Below are 24,722 nucleotides of genomic sequence, written 5' to 3'. Positions count from 1 at the left end.
ACCTACCTCTTACTGCGCCTGCACCCGCAGCTCGGCTGCGGAGCGGCTACGGTGACCCAACAGCGCTTTGACATCGCTAGACTTCGGTTTGACCAGGGCGAACTTTGGCGCCCACTCCGGCCAGTTGGCCAGGATCTCTTCCGCGCGGGAAGAGCCGGTCGCCTGCACGTGTTCGGTGATCAGGCCGCGCAGGTGCTCCTCATGGATCGCCAGCTGATCGACATCCAGCACTTCCACCAGCTCCGGGTTCACGCGCTTGCGGAACTCGCCATCTTCGTCCAACACGTAGGCAAAGCCGCCGGTCATGCCGGCACCGAAGTTGATGCCGGTTTTACCCAGCACACAGACGATGCCGCCGGTCATGTATTCGCAGCCGTTGTCGCCGATGCCTTCCACCACGGTGATGGCGCCGGAGTTGCGCACCGCGAAGCGTTCGCCCGCGCGGCCGGCAGCGAACAGCTTGCCGCCGGTGGCGCCGTACAGGCAGGTGTTGCCGACGATACTGGCTTCATGGCTGCGGAAGGCGGAGCCGATCGGCGGACGCACTGCGATGCTGCCGCCGGCCATGCCTTTGCCGACATAGTCGTTGGCATCGCCGGTCAGGGTCAGCTCGACGCCGCCGGCGTTCCAAACGCCGAAGCTCTGCCCGGCGGTGCCGGAGAAGTGCGCCTTAATAGGATCGGCCGCCATGCCCTGATCGCCGTGCACGTCGGCGATCGCGCCGGACAGCATGGCGCCCACGGAGCGGTCGGTGTTGCGAATGTCGAAGTAGAAGGTTTTACCCTGCTTCGCTTCGATGTACGGCTGCGCCTGCGCCAGCAGCTCTTTGTTCAGCAGGCCCTTGTCGAACGCCGGGTTGCTGCTTTCGGTGCAGTACACCGCTTTGCCCGGATGCGGCGTGGCGGTTTTCAGCAGCGGCGACAGATCCAGCTTGTTCTGCTTGGCGGAGATGCCGTCCAGCTCGGTCAGGAACTCGGTGCGGCCGATCAGATCCACCAGTTGGCTCACGCCCAGTTGGGCCATGATCTCGCGGGTTTCACGCGCGATAAACTGGAAGTAATTCGTCACGCGTTCTGGCAGGCCGTGGTAGTGATCGCGGCGCAGCTTGTCGTCCTGAGTCGCGACGCCGGTCGCGCAGTTGTTGAGGTGGCAGATGCGCAGGTATTTGCAGCCCAGCGCCACCATCGGCCCGGTGCCGAAGCCGAAGCTTTCCGCGCCCAGGATCGCCGCTTTGACGATGTCCACGCCGGTTTTCAGGCCGCCGTCCACCTGCAGGCGGATCTTGTGGCGCAGGCCGTTGGCCACCAGCGCCTGCTGGGTTTCCACCAGGCCCAGTTCCCACGGACAGCCGGCATATTTCACCGAGGACAGCGGGCTGGCGCCGGTGCCGCCGTCGTAACCGGCGATGGTGATGAGATCGGCATAGGCTTTCGCCACGCCGGTGGCGATGGTGCCCACGCCCGGCTCGGACACCAGTTTCACCGAGATCACCGCCTTCGGGTTGACCTGCTTCAGGTCGAAGATCAGCTGCGCCAGATCTTCGATCGAGTAGATGTCGTGGTGCGGCGGCGGGGAGATCAGCGTCACGCCCGGCACTGAATAGCGCAATCTGGCGATGTACGGAGTGACTTTGTCGCCCGGTAGCTGGCCGCCTTCGCCCGGCTTGGCGCCTTGCGCGACCTTAATTTGGATCACGTCGGCGTTCACCAGGTAGGCCGGCGTCACGCCGAAGCGGCCGGAGGCCACCTGTTTGATGCGCGACACCTTGTTGGTGCGGTAGCGCGCCGGATCTTCGCCGCCTTCGCCAGAGTTGGAGAAGCCGCCGAGACCGTTCATGGCGATCGCCAGCGACTCGTGCGCTTCCGGGCTCAGTGCGCCGATCGACATCGCCGCGGTGTCGAAGCGTTTGAACAGCGACTCCGCCGGTTCGACCTGATCGACCGGGATCGGTTCACCTTTCGGCGTGATGGCCAGCAGATCGCGCAGCATGGCGATCGGTCGCTCGTTCACCAGCTTGGCGTAGGCCTGGTAGTCGCTGTACTCGCCGCTGTGCACCGCTTTTTGCAGTGAGTTCACCACGTCCGGGTTGTAGGCGTGGTATTCGCCGCCGTGTACGAACTTCAGCAGGCCGCCTTGCTCCAGCGGTTTGCGTTTCAGCCAGGCGCGCTTGGAGAGGTTCTGCAGATCCTGCTGGAAGTCGCTGAAGCTGGCACCGCCGATGCGGCTGACCACGCCCTGGAAGCACAGATCCGCCAGATCGCGGTGCAGGCCGACCGCTTCGAACAGCTTGGAGCAGCGGTAAGAGGCGATGGTCGAGATGCCCATCTTGGACATGATCTTGTACAGGCCTTTGTTGATGCCGTTGCGGTAGTTCAGCATCACGTCGCGGTATTTCTTGTCGATCGCCTGGCTGTCCACCAGCTTGGCCAGGGTTTCATAGGCCAGGTACGGGTAGATGGCGGTCGCGCCGAAGCCGAGCAGCACGGCGAAGTGGTGCGGATCGCGGGCGCTGGCGGTTTCAACGATCAGGTTGGCGTCGCAGCGCAGGCTCTTCTCCACCAGGCGGGTTTGCACGGCGCCCACGGCCATCGGAGCCGGTACCGGCAGGCGGCCGGGCGCGATGGCGCGGTCGGACAGCACCAACAGCACTGCGCCTTCGCGCACCTTGCGTTCCGCTTCGTCGCACAGGGCGCGAATGGTCTGCTCCAGATCCTGCTGCTGCGGATCGAAGGTCAGATCGAGCGTCTCGGCGCGATAGTATTCGCCTTCCAGCGTGGTGAGCTGTTTGAAATCGGAGTACAGCAGGATCGGCGATTTGAAGCTCAGGCGGTGCGCCTGGCCTTCGGCTTCGCAGAACACGTTCATTTCACGGCCGATGCTGGTGGCCAGCGACATGACGTGCGCTTCGCGCAGCGGATCGATCGGCGGGTTGGTGACCTGCGCGAACTGCTGGCGGAAGTAGTCGTAAACGATGCGCGGCCGGCTGGAGAGCACGGCGAACGGGGTATCGTCGCCCATCGAACCGGTGGCTTCCTGGCCAATCTCGCCCAGCACGCGGATCACCTGATCCAGCTCTTCGCTGCTGTAGCCGAACTGTTTCTGGTAGGTTTCGAGCTGCGCGTCGTCGAGCTCGCGGCTGCCGACCTGATCGTCCGGCAGATCTTCGAACGGCACCAGGCGTTTGACGTTTTTCTCCATCCACTCTTTATACGGGTGGCGGCTTTTCAGATCGTTGTCGGTTTCCGCTGAGTGCAGGATACGGCCGCTGCGGGTGTCGATCACCATCAGCTCGCCGGGGCCGACGCGGCCTTTTTCCACCACTTCATCCGGCTGGTAATCCCAGATGCCGACTTCGGAGGCGCAGGTGATCAGCTTGTCTTTGGTGATCACGTAGCGCGCCGGGCGCAGGCCGTTGCGATCGAGGTTACAGGCGGCGTAGCGGCCGTCGGACATCACGATGCCGGCCGGGCCGTCCCACGGCTCCATGTGCATCGAGTTGAAGTCGAAGAAGGCGCGCAGATCGCCGTCCATGTCCGGGTTGTTTTGCCAGGCCGGCGGCACCAGCAGGCGCATGGCGCGGATGAGATCCATCCCGCCCGCCAGCAGCAGCTCCAGCATGTTGTCCAGCGAACTGGAGTCGGAGCCGGTTTCGTTGACGAACGGCGCGGCGGCCTGCAGATCCGGGATCAGTGGCGTTTGGAATTTGTAGGTACGGGCACGCGCCCATTGGCGGTTGCCGGTGATGGTATTGATTTCGCCGTTGTGCGCCAGGTAGCGGAACGGCTGCGCCAGCGGCCAGCGCGGCACGGTGTTGGTGGAGAAGCGCTGGTGGAACAGGCAAATGGCCGACTCCAGGCGCAGGTCCGCCAGATCGAGATAGAAGCGCGGCAGATCCGCAGGCATGCACAGGCCTTTATAGATCGTCACCAGGTTGGAGAAGCTGCAGACGTAGAAGCTGTTGTCCTGCACGCGTTTCTCGATGCGGCGACGCGCCACGAACAGGCGGCGCTCCATATCGCGCGGGCGCCAGCCGGCCGGGGCATTAACGAAGATTTGCTCGATGCGCGGCAGGGAGGAGAGGGCGATTTCACCCAGCACGTCCGGGTTAGTCGGCACTTCACGCCAGCCGACGATCGACAGCGTTTCGTTTTGCAGCTCTTCTTCCACGATGCGGCGGCTGAGGCGCGCTTCCTCTTCATTCTGGCTGAGGAACATCATGCCGACGGCGTAGTTCTTGGCCAAACGCCAGCCGCGCTCTTCCGCCACCATGCGGAAGAAGCGATCGGGTTTTTGCAGCAACAGGCCGCAGCCGTCGCCGGTCTTGCCGTCGGCCAGGATCGCGCCGCGGTGCTGCATGCGGGCCAGCGCGTGAATGGCGGTGCGCACCACCTTGTGGCTAGGTTCGCCTTCTATGTGGGCGATCAGGCCGAAACCACAGTTGTCCCTCTCTTGGGATTTATCGTACAACATATCGTGAACCTCCCCAGGCTCTGCGTGACTCTCACAACCTACTGCGAGGGGGCTTCCCAATTTCAGGCAGAAGTCCAATCAGCAAGTTAACCCCGCCAATCTGCTTTTCCGCCCTCCATCAATGGCCTCTCGTGACGGTCTCACAAGTGGTATAGGACTTGTTTTAAGAGGGAGTCTTCAATTACTGCATAAATATGACGAGACGTTTGCCCGTCCAGAAAGCTTCCAGCGGACTTCCAACTTAGCGAGAAAGAATTCGCAGGTCAAATGTGGGCTTAAGATAGATTCTTATCGAATTAATGATGTTTATTTATTTGATAAATAAGTAATTTAATGCATTTTTGCACTGTCGTGGGGCAACACCGATCCCCGCAGAAGTGTGAGCTGTCTCACTATAGTGCAACCCCTTAATCTCTGCACCATGCTAGTGCGGGGGTTAATGCCAGAATTTTATTCTATAAGATATTGCTTGGATGATGTTTATGACTATTTTTCACCGTGTTGTCATATTGCCGTTAACGGTTGCGTGACGATTAGAATAATTCATCAGAATTATAGTGAATTGATTTGCGTTTATGATGAATAGTTATGCCTGGTGGCGCCTTGCGGGGAAAGCGTTGATCTCTGTCATCGCGGGAAAAGCCGTTTCTTATTAGCATCGCGGCTTTGAACACAGAGAATCACCAAGATTATGCAGTTGCCGCAATTAGTCAATATGTTTGGCGCAGATCTCCAGCGCCGCTATGGCGAAAAGATCCATAAACTCACGCTGCACGGCGGATTCAGCTGCCCTAACCGCGACGGCACGTTGGGGCGCGGCGGCTGTACGTTCTGCAATGTCGCCTCGTTCGCCGATGAAGCGATGCAGCGCCAGAGCATCGACGAACAGCTGGCGCAACAGGCCGCGCGGGTCGATCGGGCGCGGCGCTATCTGGCCTATTTCCAGGCCTATACCAGCACCTATGCGCAGATCGAACGGCTGGCGTCGATGTATCGGCAGGCGTTGGCGCAGAGCGCCATGGTCGGCCTGTGCGTCGGCACCCGGCCGGACTGCGTGCCGCCCGCCGCGCTGGATCTGCTGGCGGGATACCGCGAGCAAGGCTATGAAGTGTGGCTGGAGCTGGGGCTGCAGACGGCGCACGATAAAACGCTGAAGCGCATCAACCGCGGCCATGATTTTCGCTGTTATCAGCAGACGGCGCGGCTGGCCCGGCAGCGCGGGCTGAAGGTGTGCTGCCATCTGATCGTCGGGCTGCCGGGAGAAACTCAGCGCGATCATCTGCTCACGCTGCAGCGGGTGGTGGAGACTGGCGTGGATGGCATCAAACTGCATCCGCTGCACGTCGTGACCGGCAGTACCCTGGCACGAGCGTGGCGCGCCGGGCGCTTGTCCGAACTGGCGTTGGAGGACTACGCCGTCAGCGCCGGGGAGATGATCCGCCACACGCCGGGCGAGGTGGTGTATCACCGTCTTTCCGCCAGCGCCCGTCGGCCGACGCTGCTGGCGCCGCTGTGGTGCGAAAACCGCTGGAGTGGCATGCAGGCGGTCGGTGCTTATCTGCAACAGCGCGGTGGGCAGGGCAGCGCGCTGGATGAAAAGTGGCGCTACCGCCCTGGAATGCCGTTCTGAAGTGCAATCTTTGCCACACTTCGGCGTTTGCCGCCTTATCTCACCGCGGTTTTACGGTATGATTCAAAAGATTGTGTCTGAATGGAGCCGCTATGAAGCAAATCCGGGTGTTGGCCCAGTACTACGTTGATTTAATGGTGAAACTGGGGTTGGTACGCTTCTCGCTGCTGCTGGCCTCGGCGCTGGTGGTGCTGGCGATGGTGGTGCAGATGGCGGTGACCATGCTGCTGCGCGGCGAAGTGGAAAGCATCGACGTGGTGCGTTCGATCTTCTTCGGCCTGTTGATCACCCCGTGGGCGGTCTATTTTCTCTCGGTGGTGGTGGAACAGTTGGAAGAGTCGCGCCAACGGCTGGCGCGGCTGGTGGACAAGCTCGAAGAGATGCGCCACCGCGATCTGGAGCTCAATCAGCAGCTCAAAGACAATATCAGCCAGCTGAATCAGGAGATTGCCGACCGTATCAAGGCGGAAGAAGAGCGCCTGCAGGTGATGGAAAAGCTGACCGAAGAGATGGAACAGCGCGAGCTGGCGCAGATTGAGCTGGGCCAGCAATCGGCGCTGTTGCGTTCCTTCCTCGATGCCTCGCCGGATCTGGTCTACTACCGCAACGAAGACAAAGAGTTCTCCGGCTGCAACCGCGCGATGGAGCTGCTGACCGGCAAAAGCGAGAAGCAGCTGATCGGCCTGACGCCGTTCGACGTCTACGGCCAGGAGATCGCCGAAAAGGTCATTGAGACCGACGAGAAGGTGTTCCGCCACAACGTCTCGCTGACCTACGAACAGTGGCTGGTGTATCCCGACGGCCGCAAGGCCTGTTTCGAGCTGCGCAAGGTCCCGTTTTACGACCGGGTGGGCAAACGCCACGGGCTGATGGGCTTCGGCCGCGATATTACCGAGCGTAAGCGCTACCAGGACGCGCTAGAGAACGCTAGCAGGGAGAAGACCACCTTTATCTCCACCATCAGCCACGAGCTGCGTACGCCGCTTAACGGCATCGTCGGCCTGAGCCGCATCCTGCTCGATACCGAGCTGAATGACGAGCAACTGAAATACCTGAAGACCATCCACGTCAGCGCCATCACCCTCGGCAATATCTTCAACGACATTATCGAAATGGATAAGCTCGAGCGGCGCAAGGTGCAGCTCGACAACCAGCCGGTGGACTTCACCGGTTTCCTGGCAGATCTGGAGAACCTCTCCGGCCTGCTGGCGCAGCCGAAAGGGCTGCAGTTCATCATGGATCCGCAGACGCCGCTGCCGCAGCAGATCGTGACCGACGGCACGCGCCTGCGGCAGATCTTGTGGAACCTGATCGGCAACGCGGTGAAATTTACCCAGCAGGGGAAAATCGTGGTGCGCGTGCGGCGCGAGGCGCAGGAGAAGTTGGTGTTCGAGGTGGAAGATTCGGGCATGGGCATCCCGCAGGACGAGCAGGACAAGATCTTCGCCATGTATTACCAGGTGAAAGATCAGCGCGGCGGCCGTCCGGCCACCGGCACCGGCATCGGGCTGGCGGTCTCCAAGCGGCTGGCGCAGAGCATGGGGGGGGACATCACCGTGCGCAGCGAACAGGGGCACGGTTCTTGCTTCACTCTGACCATCCAGGCGCCGGCGGTGCAGGAAGCCGTCAGCGAGGTATCGGAGGAGGAGGAGCTGCCGTTGCCGGCGCTGCACATCCTGCTGGTGGAGGATATCGAACTGAACGTGATCGTGGCGCGATCGGTGCTGGAGAAATTGGGCAACAGCGTCGATGTGGCGATGAACGGCCACGATGCGCTGGCGATGTTCGACCCGGACGAGTTCGATCTGGTACTGCTGGACATCCAACTGCCGGACATGACCGGGCTGGATATCGCCCGGGCGCTGCGCGAACGCTATGCCGGGCAGGCGCTGCCGCCGCTGGTGGCTTTGACCGCCAACGTGCTGAAAGACAAAAAAGAGTATCTCGAGGCGGGCATGGACGATGTGCTGAGCAAGCCGTTGTCGGTGCCGGCGCTGACCCAGGTCATCAAACACTATTGGGATCATCAACCTTCTCACACTTCAAAGAAAACGGAGCACAAGGCGATGCAGATTAATGAGTCGTTACTCGATACCGCGATGCTGGAACAGTACATGGATCTGGTTGGCCCGCAGCTGATCCACCAAAGCCTGGAGATGTTCGAACAGATGATGCCGGGCTACCTGGCGGTGCTGGACTCCAACATGACGGCGCGCGATCAGAAAGGCATCACCGAGGAAGGGCACAAGATCAAGGGCGCCGCCGGTTCGGTCGGTCTGCGCCATCTGCAGCAGCTGGCGCAGCAGATTCAAACGCCGACGCTGCCGGCCTGGTGGGATAACGTGCAGGATTGGGTGGATGAGTTGAAACAAGAGTGGCGCAACGATGTGCAGGTACTGCGGGCTTGGGTTGAGAACGCTGAAAAAAAATGACCCCGACCTAAGCCGGGGTGCGCGAATATTGCGCCAACACCAGGGAAATTGTGAACCTGCGTATTGGTTTCAGTGTTCTGGTCGAGCAGGTTGTTGCGAATTCCTAAACATCATACAGCCAACAACATAGCAAATGTAAGCGCTCTTGTTAGAAGATTCATTAAAATGTGTGATGTAGATTAGTGTTTGTCAACTCAGAGCACGAACCAGTTGACAGCAGCGACAGGAGTAAGAGTGATGAAAAAGGTGGGTGTAGTCCTCAGCGGCAGCGGCGTTTATGACGGTACGGAGATCCATGAAGCGGTGCTGACGCTGCTGGCGTTGGACCGTGCCGGCGCCCAGGCGGTGTGCTTTGCGCCTGATAAACCACAATGCCATGTTATTAATCACTTATCGGGTGAGGAGATGGCGGAGTCGCGCAATGTCCTGATTGAATCGGCGCGCATTGCCCGCGGGGCAGTGCAGCCGCTGGCGCTGGCGGAAGCCGCCCAGCTGGATGCGCTGATCGTGCCCGGTGGCTTTGGTGCCGCCAAGAATCTCAGCAATTTCGCCGAAGCCGGCGCGGAATGTTGGGTCGATGAAGATTTGGCGCGTCTGACGCGCGAGATGCATAAGGCCAACAAACCAATTGGCCTGATGTGCATCGCGCCGGCGCTGTTGCCGAAACTGCTGGATCAACAAGCGCGGCTCACCATTGGCAACGATCCGGACCTGGGGGAAGTGATTGACGCCATGGGCGGCGAGCCGGTGATTTGTCCGGTGGACGACATCGTGGTGGACAGCGAGCACAAGATCGTGACTACGCCAGCCTATATGCTGGCGCCGTCGATCGCGCAGGCGGCCCTCGGCATCGATAAGCTGGTGGCGCGGGTGCTGGAACTGTCTGAATGAGAAAATCGCTCGGCGGATGGCGGCGGCTGCGCCCGTGGTATTGGCTGAAGCGCGGTGTCATCGCGATTATCGGCCTGTGGGTGTTGGGCATTGTGCTCTTTGCCTTCCTGCCGGTGCCGTTTTCCGCCGTGATGGTGGAGAGGCAAGTCAGCGCCTGGCTGAGCGGCGACTTCGGCTACGTCGCCCATTCGGACTGGGTGTCGATGGACGATATCTCGCCGCAAATGGCGCTGGCGGTGATGGCGGCGGAGGATCAGAAGTTTCCAGACCATTGGGGCTTCGATGTGGCGGCCATTGAAAAGGCGCTCAGCCACAACGAGAAACGCCCGACGCGCATCCGCGGCGCATCCACGCTGTCGCAGCAGACCGCTAAAAACCTGTTTCTGTGGGATGGCCGCAGCTGGCTGCGCAAAGGGCTGGAGGCCGGGCTGACGTCGGGCATCGAGCTGGTGTGGACCAAGCGACGTATTCTGACGGTGTATCTGAACATCGTCGAGTTCGGCGACGGGGTGTTCGGCGTGGAAGAGGCTTCACAGCGCTTTTTCCATAAGCCGGCCAAACGTCTGAGCGCGGCCGAAGCGGCGCTGCTGGCGGCGGTATTGCCGAATCCGCACCGCTTCAGGGCCGATGCGCCGTCCGGCTATGTGGTGCAGCGTCAACAATGGATTATGCGCCAAATGCGGCAACTGGGCGGGGAAGCGTTTTTACGCGAGAACAAGCTGGATTAAACGGGCGGGAGCGGCACGGTGCCGCTCCCGCCAAGCGGTTTATTTCACATAGGTAAAGGCGGTAGTGACGTGCTTCACGCCGCTGACCTGGCTAGCAATCTGCGCCGCTGACTGCCCCTCCTGCTGCGTGACCAGGCCCAGCAAGAACACTTCGCCGTTTTCGGTAGTAACCTTCACGTTGGACGATTTCACCGTATCGCTGGTGAGCAGCTGCGAACGCACCTTGGTGGTGATCCAGGTGTCGGAGGACGCGGTGCTCAGGCTGACCGGCGTGCCCTGACGGATCTCGTTATACACTTCGGTCGTGCCTTCCACGCCCATGGCGATCTGCTTGGCGCGCGCGGTGAGATCGGCGTTAGGCGACTGGCCGGTCAACAGCACCTTGCCCTGATAGGCGGTGGCGACCACCCGGGCATCTTTCTTCAACTGCTGGTCTTTGCTCAGGGCGCTTTCGACCCTGGCTTCCAGCGTGCCGTCATCCACCTGGGTCCCGACGCTGCGCGGGTCGGTGGCGGTTTTGGTCGCGACGGCCGCACTGCCGACGACGACGCCGGCGATACAGCCTTGCAACAGCAGGGCGCTGGACAGCACTGCAAATGTGGCTTTTAGCTTCATCTCAGTTCCTTAATCGTCCTGGTGGGGGAATAACGTATTGTCTATCAGGTCGCACAGGCAGTTTACGGTCAGCATATGCATTTCCTGAATGCGCGAGCTGCGGTGCGACGGGATGCGGATCTCGACATCCTGCTGGCCGAGCAACCCGGCCAGTTCGCCACCGTCGTAGCCGGTGAGCGCGACGATGGTCATATCGCGGGTCACGGCCGCCTCGACCGCTTTCACAATATCACGGCTGTTGCCGCGGGTGGAAATCGCCAGCAGCACGTCACCGGTGTGCCCAAGTGCGCGCACCTGCTTGGCGTACACTTCGTCGTGCAACCGATCGTTGCTGATCGCCGTCAGCACCACGTTGTCGGCGTTGAGGGCGATGGCTGGCAGGCTGGGGCGCTCGGTTTCAAAACGGTTGATCATGCTGGCGGCGAAGTGCTGCGCGTTGGCCGCCGAGGTGCCGTTGCCGCAGCACAGGATTTTGTTGCCGTTGAGTAAGGATTGAACCAGCGTCATCGCAGCGCGGGAAATGGCGTCCGGCAGTGCTTCCGCCGCCGCGATCTGGGTTTGGATGCTTTCGGTAAAACAGACTTTAATTCTATCCAGCACGTTGTATTAATCCACTAAGTCAAAGGGCCGGTCTGCGCCGCAAAACCCCAATTAATCCGCATTGAAGGCGTTGGGTATCCATTCTAACTGGCTACCGGTAATGGCCAAAACATCAAAACGGCAAGATGATGTGTCAAAACTGGCTCCGCGCCCCGCCAGCCAGACGGCGGCGGCGTGCAGCAACCGCTGTTGTTTGCGAAAGGTGACGCTGGCGGCCGCGCCGCCGAAGGCGTCGTTGCGGCGGTAGCGCACTTCGACGAATACCCAGGTAGTGCCGTCGCGCATGATGAGGTCGAGCTCACCGCCGCGCACCGCGACGTTGGCGGCGCAGAAGGTGAGCCCGGCGTGTTCCAGGTGACGGCGGGCCAGTAACTCGTAGCCCGCCCCGGAGGCGCGTGGGTTCAAGAGACCGGAACGACCGTACCCTGACGGTATTGCAGCCAAGGCAGCTTGCGGTTGATCACGCAGTTCGGCGATGCGCTCAGCGTACCGGTGGTGCCGGAAACCTGGAAACCCGGCAGCTGGCGCATTTCAGCAAAGTGGTTGGCCAATGTCCAGGCATCCATCCCCATTGCATACAGGCGCACCAGCGAGTAATCGTTGCGGAAGCGCGCGCTGGCCTGCTGCAGCAGCTGAGGGTTTGAGCCGGCCAGCAGCGGGATATCGCTGAACTGCAGGCCTTCCATTTCCAGACGGAAGTCCGGGCCGGCGCCGGCCTGGTAGCTGCGCGAGCTGGCGTACATCGCCGGTTTGCCGCGCGAGCTGGTGGCCATGTCGATCATCGGTTTGATCAGCGTCAGTTGGGACTGGGTAGCGACGATATACACCGCGTCGACGCTGCCGCCGGTGGCGGCGGGCACGTCGCTCGGCGGCGCAGGAATGGTCAGCCCGGCGATGGTGACGCTCTGCGGCGCCGGGGCGCTCGACATCGGCGTGCCGGTCATGCGGATGCCGCCGCTGTTCACCATCTGGCGCAGCTCGCCGGCAGAGCCGATGTCCTGACGCAGCACGGTTTGCCCGCCTTGCTTCTGCCATTCCTGGTTAAAGGCCTTGGCGACGCGATCGCCGAAGGCGCCGCGCGGCACCAGCAGCAGCGGTTGACGCTTCTGCTGTTCCCAGATGTGGCGGGCGGCGTCGCGCGCTTCATCTTCCGGCGACAGGGCGAAGTAACAGATGTTCAGGTTGTCCTTCGGCGTTTCCGGCTGGTTGAGCGCCAGCACGTTCAGCGTGGTGGTGCTGGCGGACAGCTGATCGACGTTCTCTTTGAGCAGCGGCCCGACCACCAGAGTAGCGCCATCCTGCTGCGCCTGGCTCAGCAAGGCGGCCAGCGGCTGGCTGGTGGTGTCGTACACTTTGACCTGCGCATTAGCGGCCTGCAGCGGCGTTATCGGCGCGCTGGACGGTGCAGCGGTCACGGCCGGCTGGCTCTCTTGCGCCGAAGGGCTGACGGCGCCGTTGGCGTTGATGTCACCCGCTGCGGCCTGATCGGCCGGCGCCGTTTGGGCCGGTGCGCTGGCAGGTTGCGCGGCTTGAGGTTGCGGCGCCGGCATGGAACCGCCGTTTTTCGCCGCTTCGAAGCCTTGCTGGATGGCGTCGGCGAACACTTTGGCCTGGCCGTTCAACGGCAGCAGCAGGGCGATTTTCGAGGTGGAGGCCTGGGTGAAGTTCAGCACCTGGTTCAGGCGAGCCGGCAGCGTTTTGGCTGCCGGGTTCTTCGGATAACGGTTCTGCCAATCTTTGATGCCGGCCTTCAGCAGATCGGGATCCTGCTTGTTGTCCTGATAGACGCGCAGCAGATCCAGCCAGCCTTGTAGCACGTTCTCGTCGGCGTTGATCACCAGGCTGTTCATCTCCTGCGGCGTCAGCTGCAGCAGGGCCTGCCAGGTTTGATCCAGATTGTCCTGGTGCGGTTTGCCGGTCAGCAACGGCTCCTGAGCGATATAGGCGCGGATCAATGGCAGCGACGCTTTGCCTTGATTGGCGGCGATCTGCGCCTGGTAGTAGCGCACCTTCTGATTCGGCGACAGCGCACCGCTGTCCAGGTGGCCCAGCGTGCTGCGGGCGCTGACGTAGCTCTTGTTGGCGATCTGCAGTTCGGCGGTCAGCAACTGGCGCTCAGTCTGCTGTGCGCCGCTGAGGTTTTTCGGCAGCTGATTCAACTGGTCGCCGGCCTGCGGCAGTTTTCCTTCGCGCAGCAAGGCGCGAATAGCAAGTAATTGCCAGTCAGCCTTGTTATCATCGCTGCTTTGCTGCAACTGCTGCAGGTAGTAATCGGAGCTGGCGCTCGCTTCGTCCTGTATATTGGCGGGCGGCGTTTGCGGGGCCCGACTTGGACAGCCTGCCAGGAAAAGGGCGGCCGCGATGACTGCGGTAAGTCGGACAGGCTTGGAACGCCCTGCTTTGGTACGAACGAATGTTGAGGAAAGCATACTGTATCCAGTGATGTTTTTTTCAAGATGCTCAATATTAAATCGGCAACCCGGATGAAACAATGAATCAACACCAACAATCAGTCATTTCTGCATCAACGCTGTATGTGGTGCCCACCCCCATCGGCAATCTGGGCGATATCACTCACCGTGCGTTAGAGGTACTGAAAAGCGTTGATCTGATCGCGGCGGAAGACACGCGCCATACCGGATTGCTGTTGCAACACTTCGCGATCAACGCGCGTCTGTTCGCGCTGCATGACCACAACGAACAGCAAAAGGCCGATCAGCTGCTGGCGAAACTGCAGGAAGGCCAGAGCATCGCGCTGGTGTCCGACGCCGGCACGCCGCTGATCAACGATCCCGGTTATCACCTGGTGCGCCGCTGCCGCGAGGCCGGCATTCGCGTGGTGCCGCTGCCGGGCGCCTGCGCCGCCACCACCGCGCTGTGCGCTGCGGGTGTCGCTTCCGACCGCTTCTGCTACGAAGGCTTCCTGCCGGCGAAAACCAAGGGGCGCAAGGATACGCTGATGGCGCTGGCGGAGGAACCGCGCACGCTGATTTTCTACGAATCCACTCACCGTCTGCTGGAAAGTCTGCAGGACATGGTCACCGTTTGGGGCCCGCAGCGTTATGTCGTGCTGGCGCGCGAGCTGACCAAAACCTGGGAATCTATCCACGGCGCGCCGGTGGGCGAGCTGCTGGCGTGGGTGCAGGAAGATGAAGTGCGCCGCCGCGGTGAGATGGTGCTGATCGTCGAAGGCCACAAAGCGCAGGAGGATGCGTTGCCGCTCGAGGCGCTGCGCACGCTGGCGCTGCTGCAAAAAGAGCTGCCGTTGAAAAAGGCGGCGGCGCTGGCGGCGGAAATCCACGGCGTGAAGAAAAATGCGTTGTATAAGCACGCGCTGGAGCAACAACAGCCGTAAAGCGGTTGACCTGCCGCCGCCGCAACGCTACTATCCGCGCCGGAGTTGACCAGACAGTCGCCGCTTCATTGCCGTCCTCTTCGGGGAGACAGATGGAGGGGAGGAAAGTCCGGGCTCCATAGGGCAGGGTGCCAGGTAACGCCTGGGAGGCGCAAGCCTACGACTAGTGCAACAGAGAGCAAACCGCCGATGGCCCGCGCAAGCGGGATCAGGTAAGGGTGAAAGGGTGCGGTAAGAGCGCACCGCGCGGCTGGCAACAGTTCGTGGCACGGTAAACTCCACCCGGAGCAAGGCCAAATAGGGGTTCACATGGTACGGCCCGTACTGAACCCGGGTAGGCTGCTTGAGCCAGTGAGCGATTGCTGGCCTAGAGGAATGACTGTCCACGACAGAACCCGGCTTACCGGTCAACTCCCTCGACAAAAGAAAACCCCGCGCAACTGGCGTTGCGCGGGGTTTTTCGTTTTCCGGCCGGCCTTACACCGGCAGGTCAATCAACAGCGCGCGCAGCGGCGTCTCGGCGCGGATCGTCAGGCGATTCTCCTCGCGCACGAAGGCGCCGTCGCCGCAGGTCAGGCGTTGTTCCTCGTGGCGCTCGCCGGTGGCGGCGATGGTGCCGTGTATCGACTGCAGATAAGCGCGCGGCCCGTTAATCGTCAGCGTTTGTTCTTCGCCCGGCTGCAGATCGAGATGATGGATCCAGACCTGTTGACGCAGCTGCAGGCTGCCCTGCGCGCCGTCAGGCGAGGCCAGCAGCAGGTTGCCTGCCGCCGGCAGCGTCAAACGCTGCACCCGCTCGTTGTTGCGTTCCGGGCAGGCATCCAGCCACAGCTGCAGACGAGTCAGCGGCGTATCGCTGCTGACGTTCTGTTCGCTGTAGCTCAGGCTTGGCTGGGTGGCCAACAGCAGCGCTTCGCCGGCTTTGGCGCGTGCGGTGTTGCCGTCGCTGTCGCGGTATTCCGCCTCGCCCTGCAGGATCAGGTTCAGGATATCGACGCTGGGATAGGTGCGCGGCTGGAACGACGCGCCCGGCGCCAGCACCTCCTGATTCAGCACGCGCAGCGACGCGTAGCCCATCAGTTTGGGATCGAAGTAATGACCAAAGGAAAAGGTGTAGCGAGCCTGCAGCCAACCAAAGTCAGCTTGCCCGCATTGTTGTGCTGTTCTGCATGTAATCATGGCAATCGGCTCTCTAAATTCATTATCCAAATGGTAAGCATCTGGACGTCGGATTGTTAGCCAGTTAATCTGGTCGGCATATTCAAATTTCCTGACAGAGGGATGCGATGGCCAGAGATCGGGCGCTCACGCTTGAGGCACTAAGGGTGATGGATGCAATCGACCGGCGCGGCAGTTTCGCCGCGGCCGCCGACGAATTGGGCCGGGTGCCGTCGGCACTCAGCTACACCATGCAAAAATTGGAAGAAGAATTGGACGTGGTGCTGTTCGACCGTTCGGGCCACCGCACCAAGTTCACCAACGTGGGGCGCATGTTGCTGGAACGCGGGCGGGTGCTGCTGGAAGCGGCCGACAAGCTGACCACCGACGCCGAGGCGCTGGCGCGCGGTTGGGAAACTCACCTGACCATCGTCAGCGAAGCGCTGTCGCCGCCGAGCCTGCTGTTCCCGCTGGTGGACAAGCTGGCGCTGAAGGCCAACACCCAGGTGTCGATTTTCACCGAGGTGCTGGCGGGCGCCTGGGAGCGGCTGGAGCAGGGGCGCGCCGACATCGTGATCGCGCCGGACATGCATTTTCGCGCGTCGTCGGAGATCAACACCCGCAAACTGTATAAGGTGATGAGCGTTTATGTCGCCGCGCCGGATCATCCTATCCACCTGGAGCCGGAGCCGCTTTCCGAAGTGACCCGCGTGAAATACCGCGGCATCGCGGTGGCGGATACCGCTCGTGAGCGCCCGGTGTTGACCGTACAGCTGCTGGATAAGCAGCAGCGTCTGACGGTGAGCACCATTGAAGATAAACGTCTGGCGCTGCTGGCCGGGTTGGGGGTGGCGACCATGCCGTATCCGATGGTGGAGAAAGATATCGAGGCCGGGCGGCTGCGCGTGGTGGGGCCGGAATACAGCCGCGAAGCCGATATCATCATGGCCTGGCGGCGCGACAGCATGGGGGAGGCGAAAGCCTGGTTCCTGCGCGAAATTCCGCGCCTGTTCGCGCAGCGTTAAGTCGGTTGGATGACATCCCCTTGCCGGGCGGCAAGGGGATTTTTTTCGCCTTAACCGAAGCGCTGGTCGCGGCCGTGCGGCTCGTCCAGATCCTGCGCCGGCCCGATGGAAATGATGCCGTGCGGGTTGATGGTGGCGTGGCTGCGGTAGTAGTGGTTGCGAATGTGCGGCAGGCTGACCGTCTCGGCGATGCCCGGCATCTGGTAGATGTCGCGCAGGAAGCCGTACAGGTTGAGGTAGTCGCTGATGCGGTGTTTATCGCACTTGAAGTGGGTGACGTACACCGGATCGAAACGCACCAGCGTGGTCCACAGACGCAGGTCGGCTTCGGTCAGCCGATCGCCGGTCAGATAGCGATGCTGCCCCAGGAGCTGCTCCAGGCGCTCCAGCGCGTTGAATACCCCGTTGACTGCTTCGTCATAGGCTTCCTGGCTGGTGGCAAAACCGGCTTTGTACACGCCGTTGTTCACTTGATCGTAAATCCAACCGTTCAGCTCATCGATCTTGCCGCGCAGCGCGGTCGGGTAGTAGTCGCCTGCCCGAGCGCCGACGCCGTCAAATGCGCTGTTGAACATGCGGATGATGTCGGCGGATTCATTGCTGACGATGGTTTGCCGCTGTTTATCCCACAGCACCGGCACGGTCACGCGCCCGCTGTAGTGCGGATCGGCCCGCAGGTAGATCTGGTACAGGAAGTCGGCGTGATACAGCGGATCGCCGGTGGTTTCCGGAAAATCCTGGCCGAAGGTCCAGCCGTTTTCCAGCATCAGCGGGTGCACCACCGAGACCGGAATGATCTGCTCCAGCCCTTTCAGTTTGCGCATCAGCAGCGTGCGATGCGCCCAAGGGCAGGCGAGAGAAACATAAAGGTGATAACGGCCCGCTTCGGCCTGGAAGCCGCCCACGCCGTGTTCGCCCGGCTGACCGTCGGCGGTCACCCAATTGCGAAACTGAGCGGTTGAACGTTTGAAACGGCCGCCGGTAGATTTGGTGTCATACCAGATGTCTTGCCAAACGCCATCGACGAGTTGTCCCATGGGAATCTCCTTGGTGTCCGAGTTAAAAAACGACAGAGCCCGGCATGCCGGGCCCTGAATGACAGTTTAGATTACCATTTCTTGTTCAGAAGACGGTCGATGCTGAAGCCGCCCGGGCCTGCGACCGCCAACACGATGAAGCCGCCGGCGATGGTCAGGTTTTTCATGAACATCAGCTGGTTTACGCCTTCCGCAAAGTCAGTGTGGAACAGCAGCGCGGTCAGGATGGTGAAACCGGCAGTGAACAGCGCCACGGTGCGGGTCAGGAAACCGAACAGGATCGCCAGACCGCCGCCAAATTCCAGCAGGATGGTCAGCGGCAGCAAGAAGCCAGGCACGCCCATCGATTGCATGTACTGTTGGGTACCGGCATATGCGTCACCCATTTTGCCGTAGCCTGCCACGATAAACAGGATTGGCATCAGAATACGAGCAACCAACAAACCTGTATCTTCTAATTTTTTCATCATCTACTCCAAAGTGTTTTTGTGCGCCTGTTCGGCGGTAGTCATATCAACGGGCGGCGTAGCGGGTCTCTGACCCTGTCCGCTCCGTATCGTATTGATGGAGTGAATGTTAAGCGGGAAGTGCTCAGGTTGTTAGCAAGTAAAACTGTCGTAATTTTTCAAAAAATCTGAATCTTTAGCGTGCTAATAAAATGCCGCCGATCAGCAGGTTGCCCGGCCCCGGGGTTGGACGCGTTGTATCAAGGGAGAAAATGCGGGCAGAGCAACAGGAGGTTTGAAGGAAAGACTAAGCGGCTTACTTGGCAGAAAACGTCTTTTTAAACAGACGGATAGCGCTCCATGCGCCGAAAGCGCGACGCGACCAGCGGATCATCTTGCTGGGATGGCGGATGCCGTACAGCGCCATGACGCTGGAACCGAGCACCAGATAGCGGCGCAGGCCAAACACCGTTTGCCAGCCGCGGTCGATGCGTTCGGTCTTTTCCAGCCACAGAGACTTGTGTTCGGCCAGATCCAGACGCTGTTGCTGGATCTGCCGAATCAGCCTCTCTTTTTTCCATTCCAGATAGCGGCGGCGGCTCATGGCTCGCGCTCCAGCTCGGCGCGATCGAGTTCCAACTGCTTGCGCGTGGCGCCGAGCAGCGTGGTGCGACGGGCCTTGACCAGCGTCCAGATGGTGCCGACCACGGCGAGGAACAGCAGCACGCCGGTTGTCGCGCCCAGCGCCACCAGCCGGTAGACCGGATCGATGGCCCAGAAGATCAGGATCAGCAGGCTCATCAAACCGAAGGCGGTGAACAGCAGCGTCATGCCGGCCATGATCAGCAGCTGAATGAGGTTGGCTTTCTCCTCTTCCAGCTCGACCACTGCCAGCCGGACGCGGGTTTCCACCATGCCGACCAGGATCGCGATGATGCGCTGACCGATATCCAGGACCCCTTTAGCGGGGCCCTGCGCGCGCACTTGCGGTTGTTCAGCCATGATTAACGACGCGCGAGCAGCACGCCCAACACGACGCCGACCGCCGCGCCGATACCGATGCCGGTCCACGGGTTGTCGCGCACGTAGTCGTCGGCCTGGCCGGCGATCTGCTTGGTTTGCGAAGCCAGCTTGTCACCGGCGTCGCTCAGGCGAGCGCGGGTCTCTTTCAGCGCGCCTTCCGCTTTCGAGCGCAGCTTCTCCAGCTCGGCTTTCGGCTTGTCGGTGGAGGAGTTCAGCACTTCCTCCAGCGTATCGGCTAAGGACTTCAGTTCAGCGCGTAAGTTTTCTGCATTTGAATCATGTGCCATGTGATTATTCCTTAACGTTTATTTCGACAGACTTTTAACATAGCGGATTTTTTCGCCGGAGCAAAGGGGTGATGGCCAGCAGATAACACCAGACATCAATTTCATATGCTTAAGAAATCCCGTGTGATGGGGCTCTCATCGATAAATCCGCTGGTGTGAAAAAATTATTCCGCCTGGGCGCGTTTCAACTCAGCTTGCGCTTCCGCCAGCTTTTGCTGCTTCTTGGCGACCTTGTCCAGCTTGCCGGTTTGCTGCGTTTCTTTCAGTTCCTGCCGGCGCTCGTCGACCTTGCGCTGTTTCTCTGCGATGTTTTTTTGGCGTTCGGCTTGCAGGCCGGCTTCGGTGCAGTGAGTCTGCACTTCGCTCAGCGCTTTTTTTAGCCCGTCCACGCGGTGGGTGTTACCGTGCTGGGTGGCGTAGTCGATTTGCTGTTGGATGTTTTGCGCTTTGGCGGCACAACCGCCCTCAGCGGCCGCAGCGAGGGCCGGCAGTGTGCAGAGAGGCAACAGCAGTAACAGGGAGTGGCGTAATTTCATCTTTCAGTTCCTTTTCATGGGGTACCTGAACAGGCACCCGCTTTCCTGGCTGCCGAAGGCGGCAGCGCGAGAGGAGGGCGTTCATCGCCGGCTGAAGTTATCCTTCAGCATAGTCATGAAACCGGCGTGCCCCCAAAGAATCAGCCGTGACTCAGTGCTGACTGATTAATTCTTGAGCTAATCGGTGCGAATGAAAATGAAGATAATGGCAGTGAAAGGAAACCCCTTCATCTGAAGGGGGATTATCCCAGATTGAGTGGGGAACGCGCAAATTCGCGCACCCAATGCGATGGCACGGGGGATTCGCTCAACGCGATGTGGTAACCGGGCGGCAGGATGGTTTGCAGCGCTTCGCGCGCCAGCAACTGCTGCTCCGGCGAATCCAAACGGATGACCAGGCCATCACCTTCCGGCGTGATGCTTTTGATGCGGATGCCGCGCTCATCCAGGCGCTGGTAGACGTAAAAGCCGTCGGGCAGCGACAGCCCTTGCTGGCTGGCGCGAATGCGCAGCTCGCTCTCGGTGCGCACCATACAGGGCACCAGCAGCGTCGCCAACGCCAGTAGGGCGAGCGCGATCATCAAGACGTATTGCCAGCGCGGGCGCTTTGCTGTCACGCCCCTTTCCCCGGGTTCTGGCCGCTGGCGCGTTTCTTGCGCCACAGCACGATCAGCGAGCCGACCAGCCCAACCACCAGCAATACCAGCGGCAACATCATCAGGCAGAACATCAGCTGATCTTCATACTTGCGGAACACCGGGGTTTTCCCGAGGGCGAAGCCCAGCGTCGTCAGGATCAAGACCCACAGCAGGCCGCTCATCCAGTTGAAGAACTGGAAGCGCGCGTTGTTCAGGCCGGACAGGCCAGCGATGGTTGGCAGCAGGGTGCGCACGAAGGCCAGGAAGCGGCCGACCAGCAGGGCGGAAAGGCCGTGGCGGTGGAACAGGTTATGCGCACGCTGATGGTAGTGGGCCGGCAGATGCGAAAGCCAGCCTTGCACCGTTCGCGTATTGCCGAGCCACCGGCCCTGTATATAGCTGACCCAGCAGCCCAGGCTGGCGGCGACGGTCAGGATAACGATGGTCAATGGGAAGCCCATGGTGCCTTTGGCGATCAGCACGCCGACCAGGATCAGCAGGCTGTCGCCCGGCAGGAAAGCGGCCGGCAGCAGCCCGTTTTCCAAAAACAGGATCATGAACAGCAGGATGTAGAGGGTCCACACCAGCGAAGGGTTCGCCAGCGTCTCAAAATCCTGCTGCCATAAGGCATGTATCAGTTCTTTAATGATATCCATCCGGTGTTCCTAAAACGTCATTGTTTATTTTTATCTCAGCGGTGGAACGGGCGTGGGCTGAAAACGCGCGGCGATCCTGAATGCTGATAACGATGAAACGGCGTTGCTTTAAGGTTTCTAAGCGGTGCGACACCGGTCATAGGTGGTAAGTCAGCGTGCCACGGTACTGCATGTTACTTTCTTTCCAGCCGGCCTGCCGACTCTGTTGCCTGGAGGCGTCCAGCATCCCGTCGACCTGGGCAAGCCGGTTGGGGGCCGGCGTGTCCTGGCGGGGGAAGCGAATTCGGTAGCCCGGCTCTGCGGCCAGGGTATAGACCGGCACCGGCAGGGAGGAGGCGAGCAGCGAGCCGGAGAAAGAGTGCGCTCTGGGCAGCAGCAGCGGCAACTTGCCGGGGGCTTTGCGGCGCGCTTCGGCCGGCGCCCGATACACCTGATCATAGGGGGAAAGCGCCGGCTCCGCCAACAGCGGCAGGCTGCTCAGCGCGCTGGGGGTGGGCTTGGGTGACGCCACGCATAGCTGTGGGCCGGAGACCGAACCGGTCCAGCAGAAAACAGCAATCAGCATGGCAAACAACCAGCGCATTTATTCGCGTCCCGCCCCCGCAGCAATGGGTAAAAAAGTGGGCTAACTCTACCAAAATAGCACGATTGGCAACAGGGAAATCTACGTTGCCGACGGTGAAATAGTACACGGCAAACGGCGGTTCCGGCATCGATTCAGCGGATTTTACATTACCTGACATAAGCCGACGGTTTTTGACCGCCGTGGCTATTTCGGCTCGTGGCTCACGCCATCCAGATGCACCACCGGATTCTCGGCGAACAGGTAGCGATCGGCGTTGTATTCGAAGTCGTCGCTGGTGGCGTTGAACAGCATCTGCTTGGTGTTTTCCAGGTGCTGCCACATCGCCAGTTTGGCGGCGTAAGGATCTTTGCGCATCAGCGCCTTGAGGATCTGATCGTGATCGTCGCACCAGCTGGCGATCGAACGTTCGTCGATATGCTCGTGCAGTTTCTTCCAGTAAGGGTTGTTGACCCGCTGCACCCACATTTTTTCCACGATGGTGGCCATGGCGGTGTTCTGGGTGGCCAGCGCCACCTGCACGTGGAACTTCAGATCCCACTGCGAGTCGCGGAAACGATCCTCTTTGCGGGCATGCTCCTGGATCTCCATCAGTTGCACGATATCCTGCTTGGTCACCTGGGTGGCGGCAAATTCGGCGATGTTGCTTTCTATCAGTTGGCGCGCCTGCAGCAGCTCAAACGGGCCGGCGGTGGCGAACTCGATGCTGTCGCCCGGCACCACCAGGTGTTTTTGCTGGTTGGACACCACGTGGATCCCGGATCCCTTGCGCACGTCCACATAGCCTTCGACTTCCAGCATGATGATCGCCTCGCGCACCACGGTGCGGCTGACATTCATCTCTTCGGCGATGTATCGCTCGGCCGGCAGCTTGTCGCCTACCGGATAACGGCCGCTTTCGATGCGTTGCTTCAGCTCGGCGGCCAGTTGCTGATACAGGCGTCTGGTTTCAGTGAATTCCATAGTGAATGCTCTATACGGTGCGGTGGGAAGGGGCGCGTGGCCATCGGATTTGTTATACCACTTATTCGGCACCGCTGCCAGAGGAGCAAGGGGCCCGGCGCAGCGGCCGGGCGGGGGATCAGCTGCGCGCCGGGGTGGGCTGCAGCGCGGCGGGTTGCGGTTCGGTGGCCGGGCGGTTTTGCAACACCGTCCAGATGACGATGGCGCCGAGAATGTCAAAGACCGACAGCGCGGCGAACAGCGGGCTGAAGCCGAGGGTGTCCGCCAGGGCGCCGACCACCAGGGCGAACAGCGTGCTGGCGGTCCAGGCCGCCATGCCGGTCAGCCCGTTGGCGGTCGCCACCTCATTGCGGCCGAACACGTCGGAAGAGAGGGTGATCAACGCGCCGGACAGCGCCTGATGGGCGAAGCCCCCGACGCACAGCAGCGCGATAGCCGCGTAAGGGCTGGTGAACAGGCCGATCATGCCGGGGCCGATCATCAATACCGCCCCCATCGTCACCACCAGCTTGCGTGAGACGATCAGGTTGACCTTGAAATATTTCTGGAACAGCGGCGGCAGATAACCGCCGACGATGCAGCCGAGATCGGCAAACAGCATCGGCATCCAGGCGAACATGGCGATCTCTTTCAGGTTAAAGCCGTAGGCCTTGAACATGAACAGCGGGATCCAGGCGTTGAAGGTGCCCCACGCCGGCTCCGCGAGAAAGCGCGGCAACGCGATGCCCCAGAACTGGCGATTGCGCACGATCTGCCAGGCGGACATCTTTTTGGCGTTAGAGGTCTGGTGCTGCGCTTCCTGGCCTTCGAGGATGTAACGGCGTTCTTCCTGGCTCAGTTTCTTCTGATCTTTCGGGTGTTTGTAGAACAGCAGCCAGCAGATGGCCCAGATCAGGCTCAGCACGCCAGTGATGATGAACGCCATCTCCCAGCTGTGCGCGACGATGGCCCATACCACCAGCGGCGGGGCGATCATGCCGCCGATCGACGAGCCCACGTTGAAATAGCCGACGGCGATCGAACGCTCTTTGGCCGGAAACCATTCGCTGCTGGCCTTCAGCCCGGCGGGGATCATTGCCGCTTCCGCCATACCGACCGCGCCGCGCGCCAACGCCAGCCCGCCCCAACTGTTGGCCAGTGCGGTGCCCATGCAGAACAGCGCCCACAGAATGGCGAACATGGCGTAGCCGACCTTGGTGCCCAGCACGTCCAGCACGTAGCCCGCCACCGGTTGCATCACGGTGTAGCACGCGGAGTAGGCGGCGACGATATAGGAATACTGTTGGGTGGTGATGTGCAGCGTATCTTCCAGCGTCGGCGCCGCCACGGCAATGGCGTTGCGGGTCAGGTAACCCAGCACGGTGCCGATGGTCACCAGTCCGATCATGTACCAGCGTAACCCTTTAATTTTACGCATCCGAAGTGTCTCCCCGTTTGAAGGTGTGGCCGTCGATGCGGCTGGCGAGACAATAACCTGTCATACAGGTTTAAAAGTTGAGTGATATCACAAAAGGAATTATTCGCCTGAGCAATACTGTTGCCGGTGAAATAGGGCATTTTTGCCGGTAAATTGAGCGAAAAAGGGCGTAGAGAGAGGATGAACGGCAGACCTCGGGAAAAATCTGCTGGACGTTAGTAAAAATTGGTGT

Annotated in this window: 23 protein-coding genes and 1 other RNA gene; 7 read left to right on the top strand and 17 right to left on the bottom strand. The window is 60.8% G+C overall.

Annotated features, from left to right (window positions below):
- Positions 1 to 9 precede the first annotated feature (9 nt).
- On the bottom strand, positions 10 to 4,470 hold the full coding sequence (gltB, locus tag ACJ8HA_RS18360) for a glutamate synthase large subunit (protein WP_049208322.1): 4,461 nt from the start codon (positions 4,468 to 4,470) through the stop codon (positions 10 to 12).
- A gap of 691 nt (positions 4,471 to 5,161) precedes the next feature.
- Here gltB and ACJ8HA_RS18355 point away from each other — a divergent pair.
- The 4 genes from ACJ8HA_RS18355 (at position 5,162) to mtgA (ending at position 10,151) form a co-directional block, all read left to right on the top strand.
- Entirely contained in the window at positions 5,162 to 6,100 is a 939-nt protein-coding gene (locus tag ACJ8HA_RS18355) for a TIGR01212 family radical SAM protein (protein ID WP_151428201.1), read from the top strand.
- A gap of 92 nt (positions 6,101 to 6,192) precedes the next feature.
- On the top strand, positions 6,193 to 8,532 hold the full coding sequence (arcB, locus tag ACJ8HA_RS18350) for an aerobic respiration two-component sensor histidine kinase ArcB (protein WP_025304360.1): 2,340 nt from the start codon (positions 6,193 to 6,195) through the stop codon (positions 8,530 to 8,532).
- Between the two features lie 237 nt (positions 8,533 to 8,769).
- Positions 8,770 to 9,423, top strand: a complete 654-nt coding sequence (gene elbB / locus ACJ8HA_RS18345) for an isoprenoid biosynthesis glyoxalase ElbB (protein ID WP_043141979.1) — start codon at positions 8,770 to 8,772, stop codon at positions 9,421 to 9,423.
- Positions 9,420 to 10,151 carry a monofunctional biosynthetic peptidoglycan transglycosylase gene (gene mtgA, locus ACJ8HA_RS18340; RefSeq protein WP_025304358.1) on the top strand — a complete coding sequence of 244 codons (732 nt, stop codon included), beginning with the start codon at positions 9,420 to 9,422 and terminating at the stop codon, positions 10,149 to 10,151. The genes elbB and mtgA overlap by 4 nt, the downstream gene beginning before the upstream one ends.
- A 39-nt stretch (positions 10,152 to 10,190) precedes the next feature.
- Here mtgA and dolP read toward each other — a convergent pair whose 3' ends face one another.
- From dolP to ACJ8HA_RS18320, 4 genes are read right to left on the bottom strand one after another with little or no spacing between them, the layout of a single operon-like run.
- Complete coding sequence (gene dolP / locus ACJ8HA_RS18335; RefSeq protein WP_004937101.1) at positions 10,191 to 10,766, bottom strand: division/outer membrane stress-associated lipid-binding lipoprotein; 576 nt, start codon at positions 10,764 to 10,766, stop codon at positions 10,191 to 10,193.
- A 9-nt stretch (positions 10,767 to 10,775) separates the two neighbouring features.
- Entirely contained in the window at positions 10,776 to 11,366 is a 591-nt protein-coding gene (gene diaA, locus ACJ8HA_RS18330) for a DnaA initiator-associating protein DiaA (protein ID WP_004937103.1), read from the bottom strand.
- Positions 11,367 to 11,417: 51 nt separating this feature from the next.
- On the bottom strand, positions 11,418 to 11,771 hold the full coding sequence (locus ACJ8HA_RS18325; RefSeq protein WP_015379164.1) for a YraN family protein: 354 nt from the start codon (positions 11,769 to 11,771) through the stop codon (positions 11,418 to 11,420).
- Entirely contained in the window at positions 11,768 to 13,795 is a 2,028-nt protein-coding gene (locus tag ACJ8HA_RS18320) for a penicillin-binding protein activator (protein ID WP_442515435.1), read from the bottom strand. Before ACJ8HA_RS18320 ends, ACJ8HA_RS18325 begins: the two co-directional genes overlap by 4 nt.
- A 62-nt stretch (positions 13,796 to 13,857) precedes the next feature.
- On the opposite strand from ACJ8HA_RS18320, the gene rsmI reads away from it, so the two are divergent.
- Together rsmI and rnpB are read left to right on the top strand one after the other, a co-directional pair.
- On the top strand, positions 13,858 to 14,721 hold the full coding sequence (gene rsmI / locus ACJ8HA_RS18315) for a 16S rRNA (cytidine(1402)-2'-O)-methyltransferase (RefSeq protein ID WP_004937108.1): 864 nt from the start codon (positions 13,858 to 13,860) through the stop codon (positions 14,719 to 14,721).
- A gap of 41 nt (positions 14,722 to 14,762) precedes the next feature.
- An RNA gene (gene rnpB / locus ACJ8HA_RS18310) (RNase P RNA component class A) lies at positions 14,763 to 15,140 on the top strand.
- A gap of 58 nt (positions 15,141 to 15,198) precedes the next feature.
- Here rnpB and ACJ8HA_RS18305 read toward each other — a convergent pair.
- The gene (locus ACJ8HA_RS18305; RefSeq protein ID WP_033636111.1) at positions 15,199 to 15,900 is read right to left on the bottom strand and encodes a pirin family protein; all 702 of its coding nucleotides are present in this window, start codon (positions 15,898 to 15,900) and stop codon (positions 15,199 to 15,201) included.
- Between the two features lie 107 nt (positions 15,901 to 16,007).
- Here ACJ8HA_RS18305 and ACJ8HA_RS18300 point away from each other — a divergent pair, with 107 nt between their 5' ends.
- Positions 16,008 to 16,904, top strand: coding sequence for a LysR family transcriptional regulator (locus ACJ8HA_RS18300; RefSeq protein ID WP_025304355.1), 897 nt, complete (start codon positions 16,008 to 16,010; stop codon positions 16,902 to 16,904).
- Positions 16,905 to 16,954: 50 nt separating this feature from the next.
- Here the strand turns inward: ACJ8HA_RS18300 and ACJ8HA_RS18295 are convergent, their stop codons facing one another.
- The 11 genes from ACJ8HA_RS18295 to ACJ8HA_RS18245 all read right to left on the bottom strand — a co-directional run bounded on the left by ACJ8HA_RS18295 (position 16,955) and on the right by ACJ8HA_RS18245 (position 24,490).
- A complete protein-coding gene (locus ACJ8HA_RS18295) occupies positions 16,955 to 17,941 on the bottom strand; it encodes a glutathione S-transferase family protein (protein ID WP_049204378.1) in 987 nt (328 codons plus the stop codon).
- A gap of 71 nt (positions 17,942 to 18,012) precedes the next feature.
- On the bottom strand, positions 18,013 to 18,408 hold the full coding sequence (locus tag ACJ8HA_RS18290; RefSeq protein ID WP_004937119.1) for a DoxX family protein: 396 nt from the start codon (positions 18,406 to 18,408) through the stop codon (positions 18,013 to 18,015).
- Positions 18,409 to 18,703: 295 nt separating this feature from the next.
- A complete protein-coding gene (locus tag ACJ8HA_RS18285) occupies positions 18,704 to 18,991 on the bottom strand; it encodes a YqjK-like family protein (protein ID WP_004937121.1) in 288 nt (95 codons plus the stop codon).
- The gene (locus tag ACJ8HA_RS18280) at positions 18,988 to 19,389 is read right to left on the bottom strand and encodes a phage holin family protein (RefSeq protein WP_442515434.1); all 402 of its coding nucleotides are present in this window, start codon (positions 19,387 to 19,389) and stop codon (positions 18,988 to 18,990) included. The genes ACJ8HA_RS18285 and ACJ8HA_RS18280 overlap by 4 nt, the downstream gene beginning before the upstream one ends.
- A gap of 2 nt (positions 19,390 to 19,391) precedes the next feature.
- Entirely contained in the window at positions 19,392 to 19,697 is a 306-nt protein-coding gene (locus tag ACJ8HA_RS18275; RefSeq protein ID WP_004937125.1) for a DUF883 family protein, read from the bottom strand.
- 164 nt (positions 19,698 to 19,861) lie between these two features.
- On the bottom strand, positions 19,862 to 20,233 hold the full coding sequence (locus tag ACJ8HA_RS18270; protein ID WP_025304353.1) for a DUF1090 domain-containing protein: 372 nt from the start codon (positions 20,231 to 20,233) through the stop codon (positions 19,862 to 19,864).
- Between the two features lie 242 nt (positions 20,234 to 20,475).
- Positions 20,476 to 20,850: an EnvZ/OmpR regulon moderator MzrA gene (mzrA, locus tag ACJ8HA_RS18265; RefSeq protein WP_004937130.1), complete on the bottom strand. Its 375-nt coding sequence runs from the start codon at positions 20,848 to 20,850 to the stop codon at positions 20,476 to 20,478.
- Positions 20,847 to 21,527, bottom strand: coding sequence for a DedA family protein (locus ACJ8HA_RS18260; RefSeq protein ID WP_025304352.1), 681 nt, complete (start codon positions 21,525 to 21,527; stop codon positions 20,847 to 20,849). Before ACJ8HA_RS18260 ends, mzrA begins: the two co-directional genes overlap by 4 nt.
- Before the next feature lie 136 nt (positions 21,528 to 21,663).
- Positions 21,664 to 22,110 carry a hypothetical protein gene (locus tag ACJ8HA_RS18255; RefSeq protein ID WP_025304351.1) on the bottom strand — a complete coding sequence of 149 codons (447 nt, stop codon included), beginning with the start codon at positions 22,108 to 22,110 and terminating at the stop codon, positions 21,664 to 21,666.
- Between the two features lie 186 nt (positions 22,111 to 22,296).
- Complete coding sequence (gene exuR / locus ACJ8HA_RS18250) at positions 22,297 to 23,073, bottom strand: transcriptional regulator ExuR (protein ID WP_033636102.1); 777 nt, start codon at positions 23,071 to 23,073, stop codon at positions 22,297 to 22,299.
- A gap of 118 nt (positions 23,074 to 23,191) precedes the next feature.
- Positions 23,192 to 24,490 carry an MFS transporter gene (locus ACJ8HA_RS18245; protein WP_043142012.1) on the bottom strand — a complete coding sequence of 433 codons (1,299 nt, stop codon included), beginning with the start codon at positions 24,488 to 24,490 and terminating at the stop codon, positions 23,192 to 23,194.
- Positions 24,491 to 24,722 lie beyond the last annotated feature (232 nt).

The organism is Serratia sp. CY33802, from assembly GCF_052169095.1.
GTDB classification, from domain to species: Bacteria; Pseudomonadota; Gammaproteobacteria; order Enterobacterales; family Enterobacteriaceae; genus Serratia; species Serratia bockelmannii.
Note: the sequence above shows the minus strand (reverse complement) of the source record. Positions and strands in the feature narration are given on the sequence as shown.